Consider the following 18,394-nt stretch of genomic DNA (forward strand, 5'->3'; position numbering starts at 1 on the left):
CTGTCCCTCATTTCGCAGTAACGCCGGCGGGCTGCTCCGACGCGCGCTGCCCCGGCTGCGCCCGCTGCACGCCGGAAACGATGGCCTTGAGCGACGCCGACACGATGTTGGAGTCGATGCCGACGCCGAACAGCGTGCGTTCGCCGACCCGCAGCTCGAGATAGGCGACGGCCTGGGCGTTGGCTCCGGCGCCGATGGAGTGCTCATGGTAGTCGAGCACCCGGATCGGCGTGTCGCAGGCCTGCCCGAGCGCCTGCACGAAGGCGTCGATCGGGCCGTTGCCGGCGCCTTGCAGCGCCAGCTTCCTGCCGGCCACCTGGACCTCGGCGGCAAGGCGCACGGCGCCCCCGGCCGCCTCCTCCACCTGGTGCTGCGGCGCCGGAGTGCTGCGCGCGCCGTACTCGCGCTCGAACAGGGCAAACAGGTCCTGCGCCGTGAGCTCCTTGCCGGTGGCGTCCATCACGCCCTGCACCACCTGGCTGAACTCGATCTGCAGGCGCCGCGGCAGCTCCAGCCCGTACTCGCTTTCCAGCAGGTACGAGATGCCGCCCTTGCCGGACTGGCTGTTGACGCGGATCACGGCCTCGTAGCTGCGGCCCAGGTCCTTGGGGTCCAGCGGCAGGTACGGCATTTCCCAGGCGGCGCCGGCCTGGCGGGCGGCGAACGCCTTCTTGATCGCGTCCTGGTGCGAGCCGGAGAAGGACGTATAGACCAGATCGCCGGCATACGGATGGCGCGGATGCACCGGAATCTGCGTGCAGTGCTCCACCGTGCGGCGGACCTCGTCGATGTCGGAGAAATCCAGGCCCGGGTCCACGCCTTGCGAATAGAGGTTCAGCGCCACGTTGACCAGGTCGACGTTGCCGGTGCGCTCGCCGCCGCCGAAGAGGCAGCCTTCCAGGCGGTCGGCGCCGGCCATCAGCGCGAACTCGCCGGCGGCCGTGCCGGTCCCGCGATCGTTGTGCGGGTGCACCGACAGCACGATGGCGTCGCGCCGCGCCAGGTTCCGGTGCATCCACTCGATCATGTCGGCGAAGATGTTCGGCGTGGAGTGCTCTACTGTCGACGGGAGGTTGACGATGCACTTGCGCGCGGGCGTCGGTTGCCAGACCTCGGTGACGGCGTCAACCACCCGCTTGGAGAACGCCAGCTCGGTGCTGGAGAACATCTCGGGCGAGTACTCGAAGATCCACTCGGTGCCCGGATAGTCGGCGGCGATGTCGCGGAACAGGCGCGCCTGGCTGGAGGCCAGTTCGACGATGCCGTCCTCGTCGAGGCCCAGCACCACCTTGCGCATCACCGGCGCCGTGGCGTTGTACAGGTGCACGATCACCCGTCGGGCGCCCTGCATTGCCTCGAAGGTGCGGCGGATCAGGGGCTCGCGCGCCTGCGTCAGCACCTGGATGGTGACGTCGTCGGGCACGAGCCCGTCGTCGATCAGCTTGCGCACGAAGTCGTATTCGGTCTGCGACGCCGAGGGGAAGCCGACCTCGATCTCCTTGAAGCCGATGTCCACCAGCGTCCTGAACAGCCGCAGCTTGCGGGCTACGTCCATCGGCTCGATCAGGGCCTGGTTGCCGTCACGCAGGTCGACGCTGCACCACACCGGGGGCCGGGCCAGCACGGCGTCGGGCCAGGTGCGATCGGCAAGGCGTACCGGGGCGAAGGCGCGGTACTTGCTGGCAGGGTTCTTCAACATGGGTCGCTCTCTTGCAGTTTCGGGTGAACCAGCAGCCCCAAAAGCAAACGGCCCGCTGCTGGTGCAAACGGGCCGTTGAACTGGTGTACGCGTGCGCTACCGTCTCCGCCCGTGGGTGGATAGCAGTAGGGCCAGCGAAATCAGGGACATGCGGCGCACTGTAGCACAACGGCGGGTCGGGGGTTTCCCTCGCCTACTTGTGCAGCCCGCGCTCGTCGGGCTCGTCGGTGGACGTGCTGATGACGCTCGTGTGCTGGCCCTTGGCCTTGCGCCACGCGTAGACGCCGTAGCCGCTCAGGCTGTACACCACGAACACGGCAAACAGGACGATCGGCGGGTGGATGTTGATCACGGCGATCACCAGCGCGATCAGGACGATGGCGGCGAACGGCACGCTGCGCTTCATGTGCAGGTCCTTGAAGCTGTAGAACGGCACATTCGTGACCATCGTGAGCCCCGCGTACAGCGCCACCGCGAACATCACCCACGACAGCTCGGCGCCGGGCCACTCCAGGTCGTTCATCACCCAGATCAGCCCCGTCACCAGCGCCGCGGCGGCCGGCGACGGCAGACCCTGGAAGTAGCGCTTGTCGACGACCGCGGTGTTCACGTTGAAGCGCGCCAGCCGCAGCGCGGCGCACGCGCAATACACGAACGCCGCCACCCAGCCCCAGCGGCCGAGGCCCTTGAGCGCCCACTCGTAGGCGATCAGCGCCGGCGCGGCGCCGAACGACACCATGTCCGACAGCGAATCCATCTGCTCGCCGAACGCGCTCTGGGTGTTGGTCATGCGCGCGACGCGGCCGTCGAGGCTGTCGAGGATCATCGCGGCGAACACGCCGATCGCAGCCAGGTCGAAGCGCAGGTTCATCGCCATCACGATCGCGTAGAAGCCGCCGAACAGCGCCGCCAGCGTGAACAGGTTGGGCAGGATGTAGATCCCCTTGCGCCGCTTGCGCACCACGATGCCTTCGGACGTGACGGACGGACCGTGCTGGGGATCGATGCCAGGTTGCATCCCGGCAGTGTAAGAGCAAAGACAAAGGCCGCCCAGGGGCGGCCTTCGAGGGGTCCGGGCGCGTCGCGCGCTGCGACGCGGCCTTCAGTTGCGGCTCTTGTCGACCAGCTTGTTCGCCTTGATCCAGGGCATCATGGCGCGCAGCTGCTCGCCCACGACCTCGATCTGGTGTTCAGCCATCAGGCGGCGGCGCGATTGCAGCGTCGGGGCGCCGGCGCGGTTTTCCAGGATGAAACTCTTGGCGTATTCACCGGTCTGGATGTCGCGCAGCACCTGCTTCATGACCTTCTTGCTCTCCTCGTTCACGATGCGCGGGCCCGTGACGTATTCGCCGTACTCGGCGTTGTTCGAGATCGAGTAGTTCATGTTGGCGATGCCGCCTTCGTAGATCAGGTCGACGATCAGCTTGAGCTCGTGCAGGCACTCGAAGTACGCCATCTCCGGCGCATACCCGGCTTCGACCAGCGTCTCGAAACCGGCCTTGATCAGTTCCACGGTGCCGCCGCACAGCACGGCCTGCTCGCCGAACAGGTCGGTCTCGGTCTCCTCGCGGAAGTTGGTCTCGATGATGCCGGCCTTGCCGCCGCCGTTGGCCATCGCGTACGACAGCGCCAGGTCGCGGCCCTTGCCGCTCCTGTCCTGGTGCACCGCCACCAGGTGCGGCACGCCGCCGCCCTGCGCGTACGTGCTGCGCACCGTGTGGCCCGGCGCCTTCGGCGCGACCATCCACACGTCGAGGTCGGCGCGCGGCACGACCTGGCCGTAGTGCACGTTGAAGCCGTGCGCGAACGCGAGCGACGCGCCCTGCCGGATGTTCGGCTCGACGTCCTTGCGGTACACCTCGGCGATCTGCTCGTCGGGCAGCAGGATCATCACGACGTCGGCGGACTTCACGGCCTCGCCCACTTCGGCGACCTTCAGGCCAGCCTTCTCGACCTTCGGCCAGGACGCGCCGCCGCGCCGCAGGCCGACGATGACCTTGACGCCGCTGTCGTTCAGGTTCTGCGCATGGGCGTGGCCTTGCGAGCCGTAGCCGATGATCGCGACCGTCTTGCCCTTGATCAGGCTCAGGTCGCAGTCCTTGTCGTAATAAACCTTCATGGTTTTCTCTCCGGGTTGAATTGAAACTCCGTTCGTCCTGAGCCTGTCGAAGGGCTCAAGCAAACCCTGGCGCACCAGGGCTTCGACAAGCTCAGCCCGAACGGAGGGAGGCTGAGCCGCTTTCCTTATCGCCTACACCCGCAGGATGCGCTCGCCGCGGCCGATCCCGCTGGCGCCGGTGCGCACCGTCTCCAGGATGGCGCTGCGGTCGATCGCCTCCAGGAACGCGTCGTTCTTGCTCTGGTTGCCGGTGAGCTCGATGGTGTAGCTCTTCTCCGTGACGTCGATGATGCGGCCGCGGAAGATGTCGGCCATGCGCTTCATCTCCTCGCGCTCCTTGCCGACGGCCCGCACCTTCACCATCATGAGCTCGCGCTCGGTATAGGCGCCCTCGGTGAGGTCGACCACCTTCACGACCTCGATCAGGCGGTTCAGGTGCTTGGTGATCTGCTCGATGACGTCGTCCGACCCCGTGGTCTGGATCGTCATGCGCGAGAGCGAGGCGTCCTCGGTCGGCGCGACGGTGAGCGACTCGATGTTGTAGCCGCGGGCGGAGAAGAGTCCGACGACGCGGGAGAGCGCACCGGGCTCGTTCTCCAGCAGGACGGCGATGATGTGTTTCATGGGTGATTCCTCTTTTCGGTGCCCTCCCCGCCCGGCGGTAACCGGGCGGCTCGGCAGCCAATAGATTCGTCTTCAGTTGGAATTCGGACTTCCGGACGCAGAGGCCGCAGAAGTACGTAGAGCCCGCAAAGGAAAACCTCTGTTCGGCCGTTGGGTTTAGAGGTCCTCCGACCCCAGCAGCATTTCGGTGATGCCCTTCCCGGCCTTCACCATCGGGAACACGTTCTCGGTCGGGTCGGTGCGGAAATCCATGAACACCGTCCGGTCCTTCAGCTTGCGGGCTTCCCGCAGCGCCGGCTCGACGTCGCGGGCATGCTCGATCAGCATGCCCACGTGGCCATAGGCCTCGGCGAGCTTCACGAAATTCGGCAGCGCGTCCATGTAGCTGTGGCTGTAGCGGCCCTCGTAATCGAGCTCCTGCCACTGCCGCACCATGCCCAGGTAGCGGTTGTTCAGCGAAACGATCTTGATCGGCGTGTTGTACTGCAGGCAGGTCGACAGCTCCTGGATGCACATCTGCACCGAGCCTTCGCCGGTGATCGCGTACACCTCGGCATCCGGCTTGGCGAGCTTGATGCCCATCGCGTACGGGATGCCGACGCCCATGGTGCCCAGGCCGCCGGAGTTGATCCAGCGGCGCGGCTCCTGGAACTTGTAGTACTGCGCCGCCCACATCTGGTGCTGGCCGACGTCCGACGTGATGTAGGCCTCGACGTCGCGGGTCTGGTTCCACAGGGTCTCGATCACGTGCTGCGGCTTGATCACGTCCTTGTTGCCACGGTCGTAGCGCAGGCAGTCGCGCCGGCGCCAGCCCTCGATCGTGTCCCACCAGGCGCCGAGCGCCTGCGCGTCGGGCCGGGCGCCGCCTTCCCTGATCATCGCGATCAGCTCGGCCAGCACTTCCTTCACGTCGCCCACGATCGGGATGTCGACGCGCACCCGCTTGGAGATGCTCGAGGGATCGACGTCGATGTGGATGATCTTGCGCTCGTTCTGGGCGAAGTGCTTGGGGTTGCCGATGACGCGATCGTCGAACCGCGCGCCGACGGCCAGCAGCACGTCGCAGTTCTGCATCGCGTTGTTGGCCTCGAGCGTGCCATGCATCCCGAGCATGCCGAGAAACTTGGGGTCGGTGCCCGGATAGGCGCCCAGCCCCATGAGCGTGTTGGTGATCGGGTAGCCGAGCAGGTCGACCAGTTCGCGCAGTTCCGCCGACGCGTTGGACAGGACCACGCCGCCGCCGGTGTAGATGTACGGCCGCCGGGCCGCCAGCAGCAATTGCAGCGCCTTGCGGATCTGGCCGCCGTGGCCCTTGCGCACCGGGTTGTACGACCGCATCTCCACCTTCTCGGGCTGGGCGACGTAGGTGGTGCGGTTGAACGAGACGTCCTTGGGGATGTCGACCACCACGGGGCCGGGTCGGCCGCTGCGCGCGATGTGGAAGGCGCGGCGCATCACGGCGGCCAGGTCCTTGACGTCCTTGACCAGGAAGTTGTGCTTGACGATCGGGCGCGTGATGCCCACCGCATCGCACTCCTGGAAGGCGTCCAGCCCGATGGCCGCCGTCGGCACCTGGCCGGTGATGATCACCATCGGGATGCTGTCCATGTAGGCGGTGGCGATGCCGGTGACGGCATTGGTCACCCCGGGCCCTGACGTGACGAGCGCGACGCCGACGTCGCCGGTGGCGCGGGCGTAGCCGTCGGCGGCATGGACGGCGGCCTGCTCGTGGCGCACCAGCACGTGCTGGATGGTTTCCTGCTTGTACAGGGCGTCGTAGATGTGCAGGACGGCGCCGCCGGGGTAGCCCCAGATGTACCTGACGTTCTCGGCCTGCAGGGTCTTGACGAGGATTTCGGCGCCGCGCAGTTCGGGCGTCCGGTCGCCGGCCGCGGCGGCGGACTTGAGTTCGGCCTTGGAGATTTCCATGATCAACCTTTGTGAATTTCTCTGACGAAAAACCTTGGGTGCCCCTGCAGCGCGCTCTCGTGAAGCCGCCTCGGGACTTTGAACCTCGGACCATGGACGGATGCTTCACCGCCGGATCCGGGCTCGTTTGCCTTTTGATGTGCAGGCGGCATTATCGCACTGCAACACGACCGTCCCGCAAGGGATTGCCCCTGCAATGCCATAATTTCGCGCTGCCGGCCGTCCGGCCCAGCCACCGCAGCCGCCCGGCGGCCTCCCCCAGTCCCAGGTCCGACTCCTTGGCCACCGAACAAGAACTGTCCGACTTTCTCAAGAGCGTCGAGAAACGCGCTTTCAAGCGCTCGATCTACCACGTTCGCGACGAGGAAGCGGCGCTCGACATCGTGCAGGAGGCGATGATGAAGCTGGCCGAGCACTATGGAGACAAGCCGACCGGCGAGCTGCCGATGCTGTTCCAGCGGATCCTGTCGAACTGCACGCTGGACTGGTTCCGCCGCCAGAAGACCCGCAACGCCCTGTTCTCGAACATGAGCGACTTCGAGTCGGCCTCGGATGACGGAGAATTCGACCTGCTGGAGTCGTTCGCGTTCGGCGAGGGCACGCAGCAGGCTGAGAGCGCCGAGGACGCGACCCGGCGGGCGCAGATCCTGCGGGAGATCGAGTTCCACGTCCAGGAGCTTCCCGCGCGTCAACGGGAAGCCTTTCTGATGCGTTACTGGGAGGACATGGACGTGGCCGAAACGGCGGCTGCCATGGGCTGCTCCGAAGGCAGTGTCAAGACCCACTGCTCGCGGGCGGTTGCGGCCCTCGGCAAGGCGCTGAGGGCAAAGGGCATACAACCATGACGAAGATCGAATCCACAGTGCCCGGCCAGCTCCACGAGCAGTTCGGGCGCGCAGTCGGCAGACGCTTGTCGGCCGGGACTGCCGAGCTCCCATACCACGTGACCGAACGGCTGCGCGCCGCGCGGATGCAGGCCCTGGCCAGCCGCAAGGCCGAGGCTGCCGCGCCCCAGGTCGTGCCCAACGGCCATGCCGCCGCACTGTCGCTCGGCAAGCGCGGCTTCGGCTTCTGGCAGCAGGTCGGCAGCGTGCTGCCGCTGGTGGTGCTGGTCGGTGGCCTGGTCCTCATCAACAATTTCATGAACGACCGGCGCGCCAGCGAAGTCGCCGAAGTGGACGCCGCGCTGCTCACCGATGACCTGCCCCCGTCCGCCTACGCCGACCCGGGCTTCGTCCAGTTCCTCAAGTCCGGCCGCTGACGCAGTGCCGATGCGACCTCCCGCAGTCCGAGGCTTCACTTCGCCGTGGCGCGCCGCCATGGCAGCCCTGGCACTGGCCGCCGGCGCGGCCTTTGCCGAAACGCCAGCACCTCCGCCGGTGCTGGCGCCGGCGCCGGCCCTCGCCACCCCCGTGCAGCCAGCGGCGTCCCAGCCAGCCCGCGCTGCTTCCAAGCCGGCCAGCGCGCGAGCCACCCGCCGGGTCACCGCGCCGCTGTGGACCGAGCTGAGCCCGGCCGAGAGGCAGTCGCTCGCACCCCTGGCCGGCACCTGGAACACGCTCAGTCCCGCCCAGAAACGCAAGTGGCAGGCCCTGGCCCCCACCTTCCCGACCCTGTCCGCCGACGAGCAGGCGAAGTTGCACAGTCGCATGACGGAATGGGCGGCGCTCACGCCGCAGCAGCGCACCCGCGCGCGGTTGAATTTCGGGACCACGAAGGAGTTGTCCGCCGACGAGAAGCGGGCCAAGTGGGAGGCCTACCAGGCCTTGTCGCCGGAAGAAAAGCGCAAGCTGGCGGCGTCGGCCGCCAAACCCCCGGTGACGGCGGCCGCCATCAAGCCGGTGCCCCAGGACAAGCTGGCCAAAGTGCCCAAGCCCCGGTCGCCGGCCTCGCGTCCTGCCGCGGCGGGGGGGCCGCGCGCCGCGGCGTCCGCCCCTGCCGCCGGCGCGAGCGCGGTGATGCCGCCGGCGGCCGCCCCGGCCACGCCCGCGTCGGTCCCCGGCCGGGCCGGCTGATCCGCCGATGGCATCGAAACGCGCCGTGGGCGCGGCCCCGGCCCCGTCGCACGTCGCATCGTCACTCGTTGCTCCACCGCTGGCGCGCCGCATGGCGTGCTGGGCCTACGAAGGCGTGCTGCTGTTTGCCGTGGTATTCGTGGCCGGCTGGCTCTTCAGCGCCCTGGGGCAGGTCCGCGACGCCATGGACGCGCGCCGCCCGCTGCTGCAGGCCTTCCTGTTCGTCGTCTTCGCGATCTACTTCGCCTGGTTCTGGAGCAGGGGCCAGACGCTGGCGATGAAGACGTGGAAAATCCGTGTCGTCGATGCCTCCGGCCGGCGCCTGAGCCAGGCGCGCGCGCTCCTGCGCTACCTTTGCAGCTGGTCGTGGTTCCTGCCGCCGCTGGCCGTGCTGGCGTTCGTACCCGTGACGCCGCTGCACGCCACACTGGTGGCCGGCGGCTGGGTGGTGTTCTGGGCCTTGCTGAGCCGGCTGCATCCGCAGCGCCAGTTCTGGCACGACGCACTCGCGGGCACGCGGCTGGTGCCCGAAGGCACCTGAGGCCGCGCGCGTGGGAGACAATCGATCCATGCCGCAGATCGACCTGGCATCGCCCGCCGAGCAGCAGAAGAGGCGCTCCGGACTCAGCCGCCTGTGGCACGCCACCGGCTTCTCGCTGGCCGGCCTGCGGGCCGGCTGGCAAGAGGCGGCCTTCCGCAGCGAGGCGGTGGCCGCGGTCGTGCTGGTGCCGCTCGCCTTCTGGCTGGGCCGCACCTGGGTGGAAGTCGCCCTGCTGGCCGGCTCGGTCGTGCTGCTGATGATCGTCGAACTGCTCAACACCGCCATCGAGACGGCCGTCGACCGCGTGGGCCCGGAGTGGCACGCGCTGTCCAAGCGCGCCAAGGACATGGGCAGCGCCGCCGTGCTGCTCACGGTGCTGCTCGCCGGCGCGATCTGGGCCGCGGCGCTCCACCAGAGGTTTCTTGCATGACCCCCAGTTTCTCCCTGTGCGTCTACTGCGGCTCGCGCCTGGGCGCCGTGCCGGACTTCATCGAACTCGCGCAGCAGGTCGGCCGCTGGATCGGCGCGCACAAGGGCCAGCTGGTGTACGGCGGCGGCAACAACGGGCTGATGGGGGTGGTGGCCGACGCGACCTTGGAAGCCGGCGGGCGGGTGGTCGGCATCATCCCGCACGCGCTGGTGGACCGCGAGTTCGCCAAGCTCGATTGCACCGAGCTGCACGTCGTGGACAACATGCACGATCGCAAGCGCATGATGGCCGAGCGCGCCGACGCCTTCCTCGCCCTGCCGGGCGGCATCGGCACCCTGGAGGAGCTGTTCGAGGTGTGGACCTGGCGCCAGCTGGGCTACCACGACAAGCCGGTCGGCATCCTCAACGCCCAGGGGTACTACGACCCGCTGCTGGCCTTCCTCGCGGCCAGCGTGCGGCACGGCTACATGAACGACTGGCAGATGGACCTGGTTCGCGTAGGCAGCGAAGCCGGCCAGTTGCTGGGCGAGCTGGCGCAGGCGGCGACGACGCGGACCGGGGCGGTCGACCTGTCGGAAATCTGACGGCCGGGCCGTCGCTCAGATCGCCGACTCGTCGGTCTCGCCGGTGCGGATGCGCACGACGCGCTCGATGCTGGTGATGAAGATCTTGCCGTCGCCGATCTTGCCGGTGCGCGCGGCCTTCACGATCGCGTCCACGCAGCGTTCCACGTCGTCGTCCTTGACCACCACCTCCACCTTCACCTTGGGCAGGAAGTCGACCACGTATTCGGCCCCGCGATAGAGCTCGGTGTGGCCTTTCTGGCGGCCGAAGCCCTTCACCTCGGTGACGGTGAGGCCGGTCACGCCGCATTCGGCCAGTGCCTCGCGCACCTCCTCCAGCTTGAACGGCTTGACGACGGCGGTGATCTGTTTCATGTGGAATCCAGTGGTAATCGGGCGAGGAACTTGCCGATCATAGGATAGCGCCATTGCCCGCATGGCGCAGCCGACGCGCTTGACCGGTTGAGGATGGAGCTGAAGATCCGTCCCGCAGGGTTTCAGAGACGGAACTTGCCGGTGATCGGATAGCGCCAGTCCTTGCCGAAGCTGCGGTGCGTCACCCGGATCCCGACCGGCGCCTGCCGCCGCTTGTATTCGTTGATGCGGATCAGCCGCGCCACGCGCTCGACCACGGCGCGTTCGAAGCCGGCCGCGATGATCTCCTCGACCCCCTGGTCGTTCTCCATGTACCGCTCGAGGATCGCGTCCAGGATCTCGTAGGGCGGCAGGCTGTCCTGGTCGACCTGGTCCGGCCGCAGCTCGGCGCTCGGCGGGCGCGTGATGATCCGCTCCGGAATCGGGCTGATGCCGGTGCCGTACGGGTCGTGGATGTTGCGCCACCTGGCCAGGCGGAACACCGTCGTCTTCAGCAGGTCCTTGATCACGGCAAACCCGCCCGCCATGTCGCCGTACAGCGTGCAGTAGCCGGTCGCCATCTCGCTCTTGTTGCCGGTGGTCAGCACGATGCTGCCGAACTTGTTGGACAGCGCCATCAGCAGCACGCCGCGGATGCGGGCCTGGATGTTCTCCTCGGTCGTGTCCTCTGGCAGCCCCTTGAACTCGCCGGCGAGCGAGGCGCGGAAGGCGTCGAATTCGGGCACGATCGAGATCTCGTCGTAGCGCACGCCCAGGCGCGCCGCCATGTCGCGCGCATCGATCGACGAGATGTCGGCGGTGTACGGCGACGGCATCATGACTGCCCGCACCTTGTCGCGGCCCAGCGCGTCGACGGCGATCGCCAGCACGAGCGCCGAGTCGATGCCGCCGGACAGGCCCAGCAGCACGCCGGGAAAGCCGTTCTTGCCGATGTAGTCGCGCACCCCCATGACCAGCGCGTCCCACAGGTCGGCTTCGGGCGAGCGTTCGTGCGCGATCGGACCGCCCAGTTCGAGCGGGCCCGGGGCGGCCGGCCGCGCCGCCTGCAGGGTGAAGATGGTCTCCTGGAACGCCGGCGCGCGCGCCACCAGCGTGCCGGCGGCGTCCACGGCGAACGAGGCGCCGTCGAACACGATCTCGTCCTGGCCCCCGACCGAATGGGCATAGATCACGGGCAGCCCCACGGCCTGCGCGCGCTCGGCCATGCGCGCCACGCGCTCGCCGCCCTTGCCGATGTGGAAGGGCGAGGCGTTGATGACGGCCAGCAGTTCGGCGCCGGTCTCCTTCGCCAGCAGCGCGGGCTCCTCGAACCACGCGTCCTCGCAGATCAACAGGCCGACGTTGACGTCTTCGACCTGGAACACGCAGGTACCCTGCCCCGGCGTGAAGTAGCGGCGCTCGTCGAAGACCTGGTAATTGGGCAGTTCGCGCTTGGCGTAGGTCTCCAGCACGCGGCCTTCGCTCACCACGCTCGCCGCGTTGAAGCGGCGCTGCACCTGCACCGACTTCGACCGGATGTCGCCGCCCATCGGGTGGCCCACCACCACGTGCAGGCCCTTCAACCCCGCCAGCTCGCGGGCCACCTGTTTCACGGCATCATCGCAGGCCGCGACGAACGCGGGCCGCAGCAGCAGGTCCTCGGCCGGATAGCCGCAGATCGACTGCTCCGGCGTCAGCACCAGCCGCGCCCCCTGGAGGTAGGCGGTCTTCGCGGCGGCAACGATCTTCTGGGCGTTGCCGGCCGTGTCGCCGACCAGGAAGTTGAGCTGGGCGATGGAGATCTTGAGAGCCATGGGCAGTCAGTGAAGAACAACCCGGACGATTATGTCAGCAAGGTCGTCGGCGCAGCGTCGCAGGTCGACCCGGCCGAATGGAATGCGCTGCTGGCTCTGCAGGCCCACCCGACGCCTTTCCTGCGGCACGAATACCTGGCCGCGCTCGAGGCCAGCGGCAGCGCCACCGCCGGCACCGGCTGGACGCCGAAGTTCTTCACCCTCACGCGCGGCGGCGAATTGCACGCCGCGTGTGCCTTGTACCTGAAGGACCACTCGTACGGCGAGTACGTATTCGACTGGGCCTGGGCGAACGCGTACCAGGAGCACGGGCTCGACTACTACCCGAAGGGCCTGGTCGCCGTGCCGTTCACGCCCGTGCCGGGCACGCGCCTGCTGGCCCGCGACGCGGCCGCGCGACTGGCCCTGCTCGAAACGCTGCTGACTTGGTGCCGGCGGGAGAAGCTCTCCTCGCTGCACCTGCTGTTCGGCGCCGGCGAGGACGTGGCGGCGTGCGAGGAAGCGGGGCTCATGTTGCGCCATACGGTCCAGTTCCACTGGCACAACGGCGGGAGCGAATCCGTGGATGCCGGCGGCCGCTACGCCAGCTTCGACACTTTCCTCGCCAGCCTGGCGCACGACAAACGCAAGAAGATCCGGCAGGAGCGGCGCAAGGTGGCCGACGCCGGCGTGACGTTCCGATCCAGCACCGGTGCCGGCATCGCCGCCGCCGACTGGGATTTCTTCTATCGCTGCTACGAACGCACCTACCTCGAGCACGGCAACGCGCCGTACCTCACGCGCGACTTCTTCCGCCGCATGGCGGCAACGCTGCCGCAGCACTGGCTGCTGTTCGTCGCCGAGCGCGGCGACCGGCCGATCGCAGCCAGCCTGGTGGCGCTGAACGAGCCGCCGCGCCAGCCCCGGGCTCCAGGCGCCGGGCGCGTGGCATACGGACGGTACTGGGGGGCGCTGGAACGCGTCGACTGCCTGCATTTCGAGGCCTGCTACTACCAGCCGCTGCAGTGGTGCATCGCCCATGGCTGGGACCGCTTCGAAGGCGGCGCCCAGGGTGAGCACAAGATGGCGCGGGCATTGATGCCGGCGAAGACGACCAGCGCCCATTGGCTGGCCCACCCGGCCTTCGCCGATGCGGTCGAACGCTTCCTGGCCCGCGAAGGCCGGGGAATCGAGCACTACCTCGACCGCCTGGAGCGGCGCAGCCCGTTCCGGCACGCCGGATGACTCCTGGAATGCCACTTTCCCGCGGCCCGGCCGCGTGAAGGTGCAGCGTGGCCGCGGAAGCGGCGGCAAGGAGTCAGGAGACTTGCCACCCCTTCCGCGGGCGCTGCACGGGGTCAGCAGCCGGCCGTCTTGCGGAACGACTTGCTGGCGTTCTGGCCGTCCTTGTTCTGGAACCGCGCACGGATCTCGTCGCCCTCGACGATGCGCTTGTCCTTGAACTTGTCGAGGGTCAGCTCGTCGGTGACGTTCAGCTGCACCTCGCCGCCGGACTTGCTGTCCTTGAGCGTCGCCACCGCGGACTGGCCGTCGGCCGACAGCACGATCTTCGTCACCGGGCCGACGACGGTGACGTCCTGCGCCGCCGCCCCCTGCCACGCGAATGCCGCTGCTGCCAGCACCGCGATCCGCAGTGCGGCTGGCAATGTCTTGCTCATGATTCCACCCTTCAGAACTTCACTTCGAACGTGCCGTAGATGTCGTAGGCCTTCTTCAGCGGCGCGAGGGCGCTGAACTGGCCGTTCATGTCGGAGATCGCGACCGGGGCGCCGACCCAGTTGTTGCTGCCCGTGTACTTGAAGTCGTAGTACACGAAGCCGAGCTTGAAGAACGCCTTCGAGGCAAAGGACGAGATCGGCTTGCTGTCCAGCTCCTGGATCAGGTAGGTCTCGTACACGTTGCCGCGCGTGCCGGCCTTGGCCGTCAGGATGTCGTCGGCGGCCGGCGCGAACGTGATCCAGTTCTTCGAGCCGCGGTTGAACTCCAGGCCCACCTTCGTGCGCGACGGCAGGTCGTAGCGCATTCCGACCGCGATGGCGTTGCCGCGCTTGCGGGAAGGCGCCTCGGGCGACAGGAAGCCGCCGGTGAGCAGGCCCTGGAAGCCGAACTGGGCCGACACGTTCTGGTTCGGGCGCGTGACGCTCAGCGCCACGTCGCCGAAGATGTTCAGGTTGCCCGGACCGACGTTCTTGATGGTGCTCATCGCGCCGATGCCGAACCAGTCGATGTCCCCGAGGTCCGCGCGCGGCGCGGTGTCGCCGAAGTAGGTCCCCTTCATCTTCGGCGCGTCGAAGATGTGGAAACCGCGGTTCCACTGGGCCCAGACCCGCAGCTTGTCGGTGTCGATCGGCACCAGGGAGATGCCGAGCATGTCGGTGTCGGAGATCGAGTTCGCCGGCGTGTTCCGGAAGCCGCTCTCGAAGCCTCGGCCGTAGCAGATCTTGCCGTAGGCGCCGGGCAGCCCGTCGATGTCGGGCGCATAGCCGAGCGTCATGCCGTCGAAGGCGTAATCCACCAGCAGCGACGGCGTGCCGCCGTTGCCCGGACGCGGCTCGTTGAGCTTGAGGTTGCTCGGGGCGCCGTTGGTGGAGGGCCGGCGGCCGACGGAGAACCACAGGTCACGTCCGCCGATGTTGCTCCAGGTGCCGTAGGCGCGGTCCACCGCCACCTCGCCGCTGGAAGGCACGTGGCCCAGCGTGCCGTCGAAGACGCCCACGCGGTCGGCGAAGAACGGCGCCGCGCCGCCGTTGGTGGCTGCGGCGTCGTCCTGCGCGCCGAAGGTCTTGTACATCGCGAGCCGGGTCGTGACGCTGACGTCCTGCGTCGCCTTCGCGTGCAGGTCCAGGCGCAGCCGGTTGGTGTACAAGGTGTCGTTCTTCGGTTTGTACGCCGGCACCGGAACGGCAAAGGCGCCGATCCCCTGCGCCATCCCCGCGTTCTGCGGCGTGCCGAGGAATCCCAGTGCCTGGTCGTACGTGCGAACGCCGTTCATCCCCTGCGCGAAGGCCATCAGGCCCGACAGGGCGCCGGCCGTGCTCATGCCGCCGGCCTGCGGCGCCCCGAAGAAGCTGGAGATGCCGCTGGGATTGCCGAAGAAGTCGCCCTGCAGCAGGTTCTGTGCGTTCGCGAACGTCGCGCCGACGTCGGTGAACGGGCGCGTCTCGCCGCGCAGGTGGTCGATGCGGAAGCGGTAGTCGCCGCCGATCGTCAGCCACCGGTCGAGCGACCGCTCCTGGGCCCGCTGGACCACCGCCTTGGTGTCGGCCGCGGTCCTGGCCGCCTTGTCCTCGGTGGCGCGGACCTGCGCCTTGAGCTGCTCGATCTCGCGCGACAGCGCATCGATCCTCTTCAGCACGTCTTCGTCGGCGGCCAGGGCGCCCATCGGCGCGAGCACCACCGCCACCGCCGCCATGACGCGGGACAGCTTTCTCCTGCTCATCGATCATTCTCCTTGTGGGACACGGGCTCCTCCGGGAGCGCCGGCCCTCGCACGGCGTTCCCCCTCCTCCTGTTGCTGTGTGGCGCACGCCGTCGTCGCGGGTGCGCTTCTTCGCTCGTTGCGTGCCTCAGTCGGGCTCGACGCCGGGCACGTGCTGCATGCGGCCGTTCTTGTTGTCGTGGCAGGCGTCGCATGGCAATGCCTTCGACTTCGGCGCCACCATGTGCGTGATCGGCCACATGCTGTACGTCTCGATGAAGCCGACCTGGCCCGAGAACGGCTGGTTGACCGCCTTCATGCCGGTGGCCACCGCCTTCTTCCAGTCGAGGTTCTTCCAGTACGCCGTGTCGTCGTTGCCGGCCAGATGCGTGATCGCCAGCGTCTGGTTCACCGGGTCCCAGGCCTGCTTGGCGCGGAACACCTTGACCGGCCAGATCTTGGACTTGCCGTCCTTGGGCGAGCCTTCGAACCAGTTGATCGCCACCGGGCCCTGCCCCGGCTGGATGCGTTCGCCCGGGGTCTGGTGACGCACCGTGCCGTTGAACCATGCATACGCCGGCACCACGTTCTCCTGGAGCACGAAGTCGCCCTTGATGGAGTTGTAGACCTCGTAGCCATTGGCGTCGCGCTTGACGAACGGCTTGCCGGAGGCGTCCCTCTTGCCCGCGGTCGACCAGTCCCAGGCCATCTTGGTCGGCACGCCGCCGCGCGCGAAGCTCGGGATGTGACAGGTCTGGCAGGCCATGAACTTGTTGTGGCGGTCGATGTCCTTGTCCTTGTGGAACGCCTTGGTGTTGTGGCAGGACTCGCACGTGAAGGTGACGTTCATCGGGCCGTAGCGGCTGCCGGGCACGTCGTGGTTGAGGGTGCGGTGGCAGGTGGTGCAGTTGAAGTTCAGGCCCTTGGCGTCCATGTGGACGTCGACGGCCGCTTCCGGCGCTTCCAGGGAGGAGTCGATGTCGCCATGCTTCACGCCGTCGCCGCCGCCGCCGTAGAAGTGGCAGGCCCCGCAGCTCGCACGGCTGGTGCGGCCGACGTTCTGCGCCACGCCCTTCAGGTCGATGCCCTTGACGAACTTGCCGGAGCCCGGCGGCATCTCGACATCCTTGGCGTAGACGTTGCCGAACAGGCCCGACGGCTTCTTGTAGCGTCCGGTCCGGTCATGGCACACCAGGCAGTCGACGTTCTCCTCCGAATTGAAGTTGAACGAGGCGTCCTTCAGCCCGTAACCCACATGGCAGGAGGCGCAGCCCGACATGTTGGTCGCCGTGGAGGTGCAGAAGTTGTTGACGACGTTGCGCTTGCCCAGCACCTGCCCGGCGGGGTTCACGTACTCCCATTTCCAGTGCTGCGTCTTGTGGATCTGCTTGGAGGCATTCTTGTGGCAGGTGAGGCAGGCCTTGGTGACTTCCGGCCCGGACTGGAAGTCCTGCTGCAGAACCTTGAAGCGGGAATGGAGGCTGGGCGGCTTGGCCGCCTTGGCGGGTTCGGCGGCCTGGATGGCGCCCGAAGCAAATACGGCGGCCAGGAAGCAGGCTGCCAGATACCGGAACGACATGAGCGATCCCCTTTCACAGCAAAATTAGGCGGAGATCGCCGTGAAACTTTGATCCAGATCAGTTATATGTCGATGTAGTTATGGAGTTTTCGAATAATCCCACCATAGTTGGTCGGGTGGAGGCGGCATGAAGAACCTCGATGAAGACGCGCTGGCGCTGGTCGCGCGCTATTTCGGTGCGCTGTCCGTGCCGATGCGCCTGAAGATCCTGAGCCAGTTGCGGGAGGGCGAACGCAACGTCGGCGAAATCACCGCCGCGACCGGGTGCACCCAGGCCAACGTTTCCAAGCATCTGGCGGTGCTGGCCCAGAACGGCCTGGTGGCCAAGACCCAGCGCGGCACCAGCGCGTACTACCGGTTTGCCGACGAGAGCGTCTACCGCCTGTGCGAACTGGTCTGCGACCAGCTCGACCGGCGCTTCGCCGAAGAAGCGGAACGCCACCGCGGCTTCGGCGAGGCCGCCCGCGCGGCGGTGGGCCGGGCGATCACCGGGTGACGGTTCAGCTGCCCGGCGGGCCGACGAACAGCTGGTAGAACCAGACCGCGAAGCCGTAGGCGCTGACGATCGCCACCGCCAGGACGGGCGCCATCACGAAGGTGAGGAAGAACCAGGTGCGGAACTCCTCCTTCCTGCGCCGGCGCTGCGTGGCCTCCTCGTCGACCACCGCGGGCGCCGGATCGGCGGGCGCCGGGCGGCCGTCGGCCGCAGTGTCGATGACTCGTCGGTTCATTGGATCCCCGCCATGTTCGGCAAGCGATGGGCGATGCCCTTGTGGCAGTCGATGCAGGTCTTGGCGCCGGTGTCGAGCGCCGTGGAGTGCGCGTAGGACGCGCGCTGGCTCTGGCGCGTGAAGTCCATCGAATCGTAGTTGTGGCAGTTGCGGCACTCGAGCGAGTCGTTCGCCCGCAGCCGCGCCCATTCGCGCTGCGCGAGTTCGAGCCGCTTGTCGAGGAACTTCTCGCGGGTGTTGATGGTCCCGAACACCTTGCCCCACACCTCCTTGGACGCCTGCATCTTGCGCGCCATCTTGTCGGTCCAGTCGTGCGGCACGTGGCAATCGGAGCATTTCGCGCGCACGCCGGATCGATTGGTGAAATGGATGGTCGGCTGCAGTTCCACGTAGACGTTGTCGCGCATCTCGTGGCAGCCGGTGCAGAACTGCTCGGTGTTGGTCGCTTCCAGTGCCGTGTTGAAGGCGCCCCAGAAGATGACCCCGCCGATGAAGCCGCCGATCGTGAGGAAGCCCAGGCTGTAGTGGACGCTCGGGCGCTTGAGGGTGCGCCAGTAGCGGCGCATCAGGTCTCTCAT

General features: G+C 67.7%; 20 protein-coding genes. 8 read left to right on the top strand and 12 right to left on the bottom strand.

The genetic code is table 11. The features are described from left to right. Positions 1–7 precede the first annotated feature (7 nt). From leuA to RAMLITH_RS03435, 5 genes are all read right to left on the bottom strand, one after another. Positions 8–1,699: a 2-isopropylmalate synthase gene (leuA, locus tag RAMLITH_RS03415; RefSeq protein ID WP_168105902.1), complete on the bottom strand. Its 1,692-nt coding sequence runs from the start codon at positions 1,697–1,699 to the stop codon at positions 8–10. Between the two features lie 193 nt (positions 1,700–1,892). Beyond that, on the bottom strand, positions 1,893–2,717 hold the full coding sequence (gene pssA, locus RAMLITH_RS03420; RefSeq protein WP_168105903.1) for a CDP-diacylglycerol--serine O-phosphatidyltransferase: 825 nt from the start codon (positions 2,715–2,717) through the stop codon (positions 1,893–1,895). Positions 2,718–2,801: 84 nt separating this feature from the next. Next, positions 2,802–3,818 carry a ketol-acid reductoisomerase gene (ilvC, locus tag RAMLITH_RS03425; protein ID WP_168105904.1) on the bottom strand — a complete coding sequence of 339 codons (1,017 nt, stop codon included), beginning with the start codon at positions 3,816–3,818 and terminating at the stop codon, positions 2,802–2,804. Between the two features lie 132 nt (positions 3,819–3,950). Then, the gene (gene ilvN / locus RAMLITH_RS03430; RefSeq protein WP_168105905.1) at positions 3,951–4,442 is read right to left on the bottom strand and encodes an acetolactate synthase small subunit; all 492 of its coding nucleotides are present in this window, start codon (positions 4,440–4,442) and stop codon (positions 3,951–3,953) included. 156 nt (positions 4,443–4,598) lie between these two features. Continuing rightward, on the bottom strand, positions 4,599–6,371 hold the full coding sequence (locus RAMLITH_RS03435) for an acetolactate synthase 3 catalytic subunit (RefSeq protein ID WP_168105906.1): 1,773 nt from the start codon (positions 6,369–6,371) through the stop codon (positions 4,599–4,601). 278 nt (positions 6,372–6,649) lie between these two features. Here RAMLITH_RS03435 and RAMLITH_RS03440 point away from each other — a divergent pair, with 278 nt between their 5' ends. Genes RAMLITH_RS03440 through RAMLITH_RS03465 form a run of 6 tightly spaced genes read left to right on the top strand, consistent with a single transcriptional unit; the run spans position 6,650 to position 9,941 of the window. Next, positions 6,650–7,216, top strand: coding sequence for an RNA polymerase sigma factor (locus tag RAMLITH_RS03440; protein ID WP_168105907.1), 567 nt, complete (start codon positions 6,650–6,652; stop codon positions 7,214–7,216). Then, positions 7,213–7,632, top strand: coding sequence for a DUF3619 family protein (locus RAMLITH_RS03445; protein ID WP_168105908.1), 420 nt, complete (start codon positions 7,213–7,215; stop codon positions 7,630–7,632). The genes RAMLITH_RS03440 and RAMLITH_RS03445 overlap by 4 nt, the downstream gene beginning before the upstream one ends. Before the next feature lie 58 nt (positions 7,633–7,690). Then, positions 7,691–8,386 (top strand): DUF3106 domain-containing protein, encoded by a 696-nt coding sequence (locus RAMLITH_RS03450; protein WP_168105909.1) that lies wholly within the window; start codon positions 7,691–7,693, stop codon positions 8,384–8,386. Positions 8,387–8,393: 7 nt separating this feature from the next. Further along, a complete protein-coding gene (locus tag RAMLITH_RS03455) occupies positions 8,394–8,927 on the top strand; it encodes an RDD family protein (RefSeq protein ID WP_168105910.1) in 534 nt (177 codons plus the stop codon). Between the two features lie 28 nt (positions 8,928–8,955). Further along, positions 8,956–9,357 (top strand): diacylglycerol kinase, encoded by a 402-nt coding sequence (locus RAMLITH_RS03460; protein ID WP_168105911.1) that lies wholly within the window; start codon positions 8,956–8,958, stop codon positions 9,355–9,357. Beyond that, a complete protein-coding gene (locus RAMLITH_RS03465; RefSeq protein WP_168105912.1) occupies positions 9,354–9,941 on the top strand; it encodes an LOG family protein in 588 nt (195 codons plus the stop codon). The genes RAMLITH_RS03460 and RAMLITH_RS03465 overlap by 4 nt, the downstream gene beginning before the upstream one ends. A gap of 15 nt (positions 9,942–9,956) precedes the next feature. Here RAMLITH_RS03465 and RAMLITH_RS03470 read toward each other — a convergent pair whose 3' ends face one another. After that, the gene (locus tag RAMLITH_RS03470) at positions 9,957–10,295 is read right to left on the bottom strand and encodes a P-II family nitrogen regulator (RefSeq protein ID WP_168105913.1); all 339 of its coding nucleotides are present in this window, start codon (positions 10,293–10,295) and stop codon (positions 9,957–9,959) included. A 122-nt stretch (positions 10,296–10,417) separates the two neighbouring features. Beyond that, complete coding sequence (locus RAMLITH_RS03475; protein ID WP_168105914.1) at positions 10,418–12,088, bottom strand: NAD+ synthase; 1,671 nt, start codon at positions 12,086–12,088, stop codon at positions 10,418–10,420. Between the two features lie 9 nt (positions 12,089–12,097). Between RAMLITH_RS03475 and RAMLITH_RS03480 the strand changes: the two genes are divergently transcribed. Next, positions 12,098–13,312, top strand: coding sequence for a GNAT family N-acetyltransferase (locus RAMLITH_RS03480; protein WP_168105915.1), 1,215 nt, complete (start codon positions 12,098–12,100; stop codon positions 13,310–13,312). A gap of 113 nt (positions 13,313–13,425) precedes the next feature. Here the strand turns inward: RAMLITH_RS03480 and RAMLITH_RS03485 are convergent, their stop codons facing one another. From RAMLITH_RS03485 to RAMLITH_RS03495, 3 genes are all read right to left on the bottom strand, one after another. Further along, positions 13,426–13,746, bottom strand: a complete 321-nt coding sequence (locus tag RAMLITH_RS03485) for a hypothetical protein (RefSeq protein WP_168105916.1) — start codon at positions 13,744–13,746, stop codon at positions 13,426–13,428. An 11-nt stretch (positions 13,747–13,757) separates the two neighbouring features. Beyond that, entirely contained in the window at positions 13,758–15,527 is a 1,770-nt protein-coding gene (locus RAMLITH_RS03490) for a DUF3373 domain-containing protein (RefSeq protein ID WP_181017740.1), read from the bottom strand. A gap of 127 nt (positions 15,528–15,654) precedes the next feature. After that, a complete protein-coding gene (locus RAMLITH_RS03495) occupies positions 15,655–17,085 on the bottom strand; it encodes a tetrathionate reductase family octaheme c-type cytochrome (protein WP_168105917.1) in 1,431 nt (476 codons plus the stop codon). Positions 17,086–17,212: 127 nt separating this feature from the next. Between RAMLITH_RS03495 and RAMLITH_RS03500 the strand changes: the two genes are divergently transcribed. Beyond that, on the top strand, positions 17,213–17,581 hold the full coding sequence (locus tag RAMLITH_RS03500) for an ArsR/SmtB family transcription factor (RefSeq protein WP_168105918.1): 369 nt from the start codon (positions 17,213–17,215) through the stop codon (positions 17,579–17,581). A gap of 4 nt (positions 17,582–17,585) precedes the next feature. Here the strand turns inward: RAMLITH_RS03500 and napE are convergent, their stop codons facing one another. Together napE and RAMLITH_RS03510 are read right to left on the bottom strand one after the other, a co-directional pair. Beyond that, positions 17,586–17,816, bottom strand: coding sequence for a periplasmic nitrate reductase, NapE protein (gene napE / locus RAMLITH_RS03505; protein ID WP_168105919.1), 231 nt, complete (start codon positions 17,814–17,816; stop codon positions 17,586–17,588). After that, positions 17,813–18,394 (bottom strand): cytochrome c3 family protein, encoded by a 582-nt coding sequence (locus RAMLITH_RS03510; RefSeq protein ID WP_168105920.1) that lies wholly within the window; start codon positions 18,392–18,394, stop codon positions 17,813–17,815. The genes napE and RAMLITH_RS03510 overlap by 4 nt, the downstream gene beginning before the upstream one ends.

Source organism: Ramlibacter lithotrophicus (assembly GCF_012184415.1).
GTDB lineage: Bacteria > Pseudomonadota > Gammaproteobacteria > Burkholderiales > Burkholderiaceae_C > Ramlibacter > Ramlibacter lithotrophicus.

Bases quoted from the DNA above. Each gene is read 5' to 3' on its own strand.
- leuA (WP_168105902.1), bottom strand. From the start codon at position 1,699: ATGTTGAAGAACCCTGCCAGCAAGTACCGCGCCTTCGCCCCGGTACGC.
- pssA (WP_168105903.1), bottom strand. From the start codon at position 2,717: ATGCAACCTGGCATCGATCCCCAGCACGGTCCGTCCGTCACGTCCGAA.
- ilvC (WP_168105904.1), bottom strand. From the start codon at position 3,818: ATGAAGGTTTATTACGACAAGGACTGCGACCTGAGCCTGATCAAGGGC.
- ilvN (WP_168105905.1), bottom strand. From the start codon at position 4,442: ATGAAACACATCATCGCCGTCCTGCTGGAGAACGAGCCCGGTGCGCTC.
- RAMLITH_RS03435 (WP_168105906.1), bottom strand. From the start codon at position 6,371: ATGGAAATCTCCAAGGCCGAACTCAAGTCCGCCGCCGCGGCCGGCGAC.
- RAMLITH_RS03445 (WP_168105908.1), top strand. From the start codon at position 7,213: ATGACGAAGATCGAATCCACAGTGCCCGGCCAGCTCCACGAGCAGTTC.
- RAMLITH_RS03450 (WP_168105909.1), top strand. From the start codon at position 7,691: ATGGCAGCCCTGGCACTGGCCGCCGGCGCGGCCTTTGCCGAAACGCCA.
- RAMLITH_RS03455 (WP_168105910.1), top strand. From the start codon at position 8,394: ATGGCATCGAAACGCGCCGTGGGCGCGGCCCCGGCCCCGTCGCACGTC.
- RAMLITH_RS03460 (WP_168105911.1), top strand. From the start codon at position 8,956: ATGCCGCAGATCGACCTGGCATCGCCCGCCGAGCAGCAGAAGAGGCGC.
- RAMLITH_RS03465 (WP_168105912.1), top strand. From the start codon at position 9,354: ATGACCCCCAGTTTCTCCCTGTGCGTCTACTGCGGCTCGCGCCTGGGC.
- RAMLITH_RS03470 (WP_168105913.1), bottom strand. From the start codon at position 10,295: ATGAAACAGATCACCGCCGTCGTCAAGCCGTTCAAGCTGGAGGAGGTG.
- RAMLITH_RS03475 (WP_168105914.1), bottom strand. From the start codon at position 12,088: ATGGCTCTCAAGATCTCCATCGCCCAGCTCAACTTCCTGGTCGGCGAC.
- RAMLITH_RS03485 (WP_168105916.1), bottom strand. From the start codon at position 13,746: ATGAGCAAGACATTGCCAGCCGCACTGCGGATCGCGGTGCTGGCAGCA.
- RAMLITH_RS03490 (WP_181017740.1), bottom strand. From the start codon at position 15,527: ATGAGCAGGAGAAAGCTGTCCCGCGTCATGGCGGCGGTGGCGGTGGTG.
- RAMLITH_RS03495 (WP_168105917.1), bottom strand. From the start codon at position 17,085: ATGTCGTTCCGGTATCTGGCAGCCTGCTTCCTGGCCGCCGTATTTGCT.
- RAMLITH_RS03500 (WP_168105918.1), top strand. From the start codon at position 17,213: ATGAAGAACCTCGATGAAGACGCGCTGGCGCTGGTCGCGCGCTATTTC.
- napE (WP_168105919.1), bottom strand. From the start codon at position 17,816: ATGAACCGACGAGTCATCGACACTGCGGCCGACGGCCGCCCGGCGCCC.
- RAMLITH_RS03510 (WP_168105920.1), bottom strand. From the start codon at position 18,394: ATGAGAGACCTGATGCGCCGCTACTGGCGCACCCTCAAGCGCCCGAGC.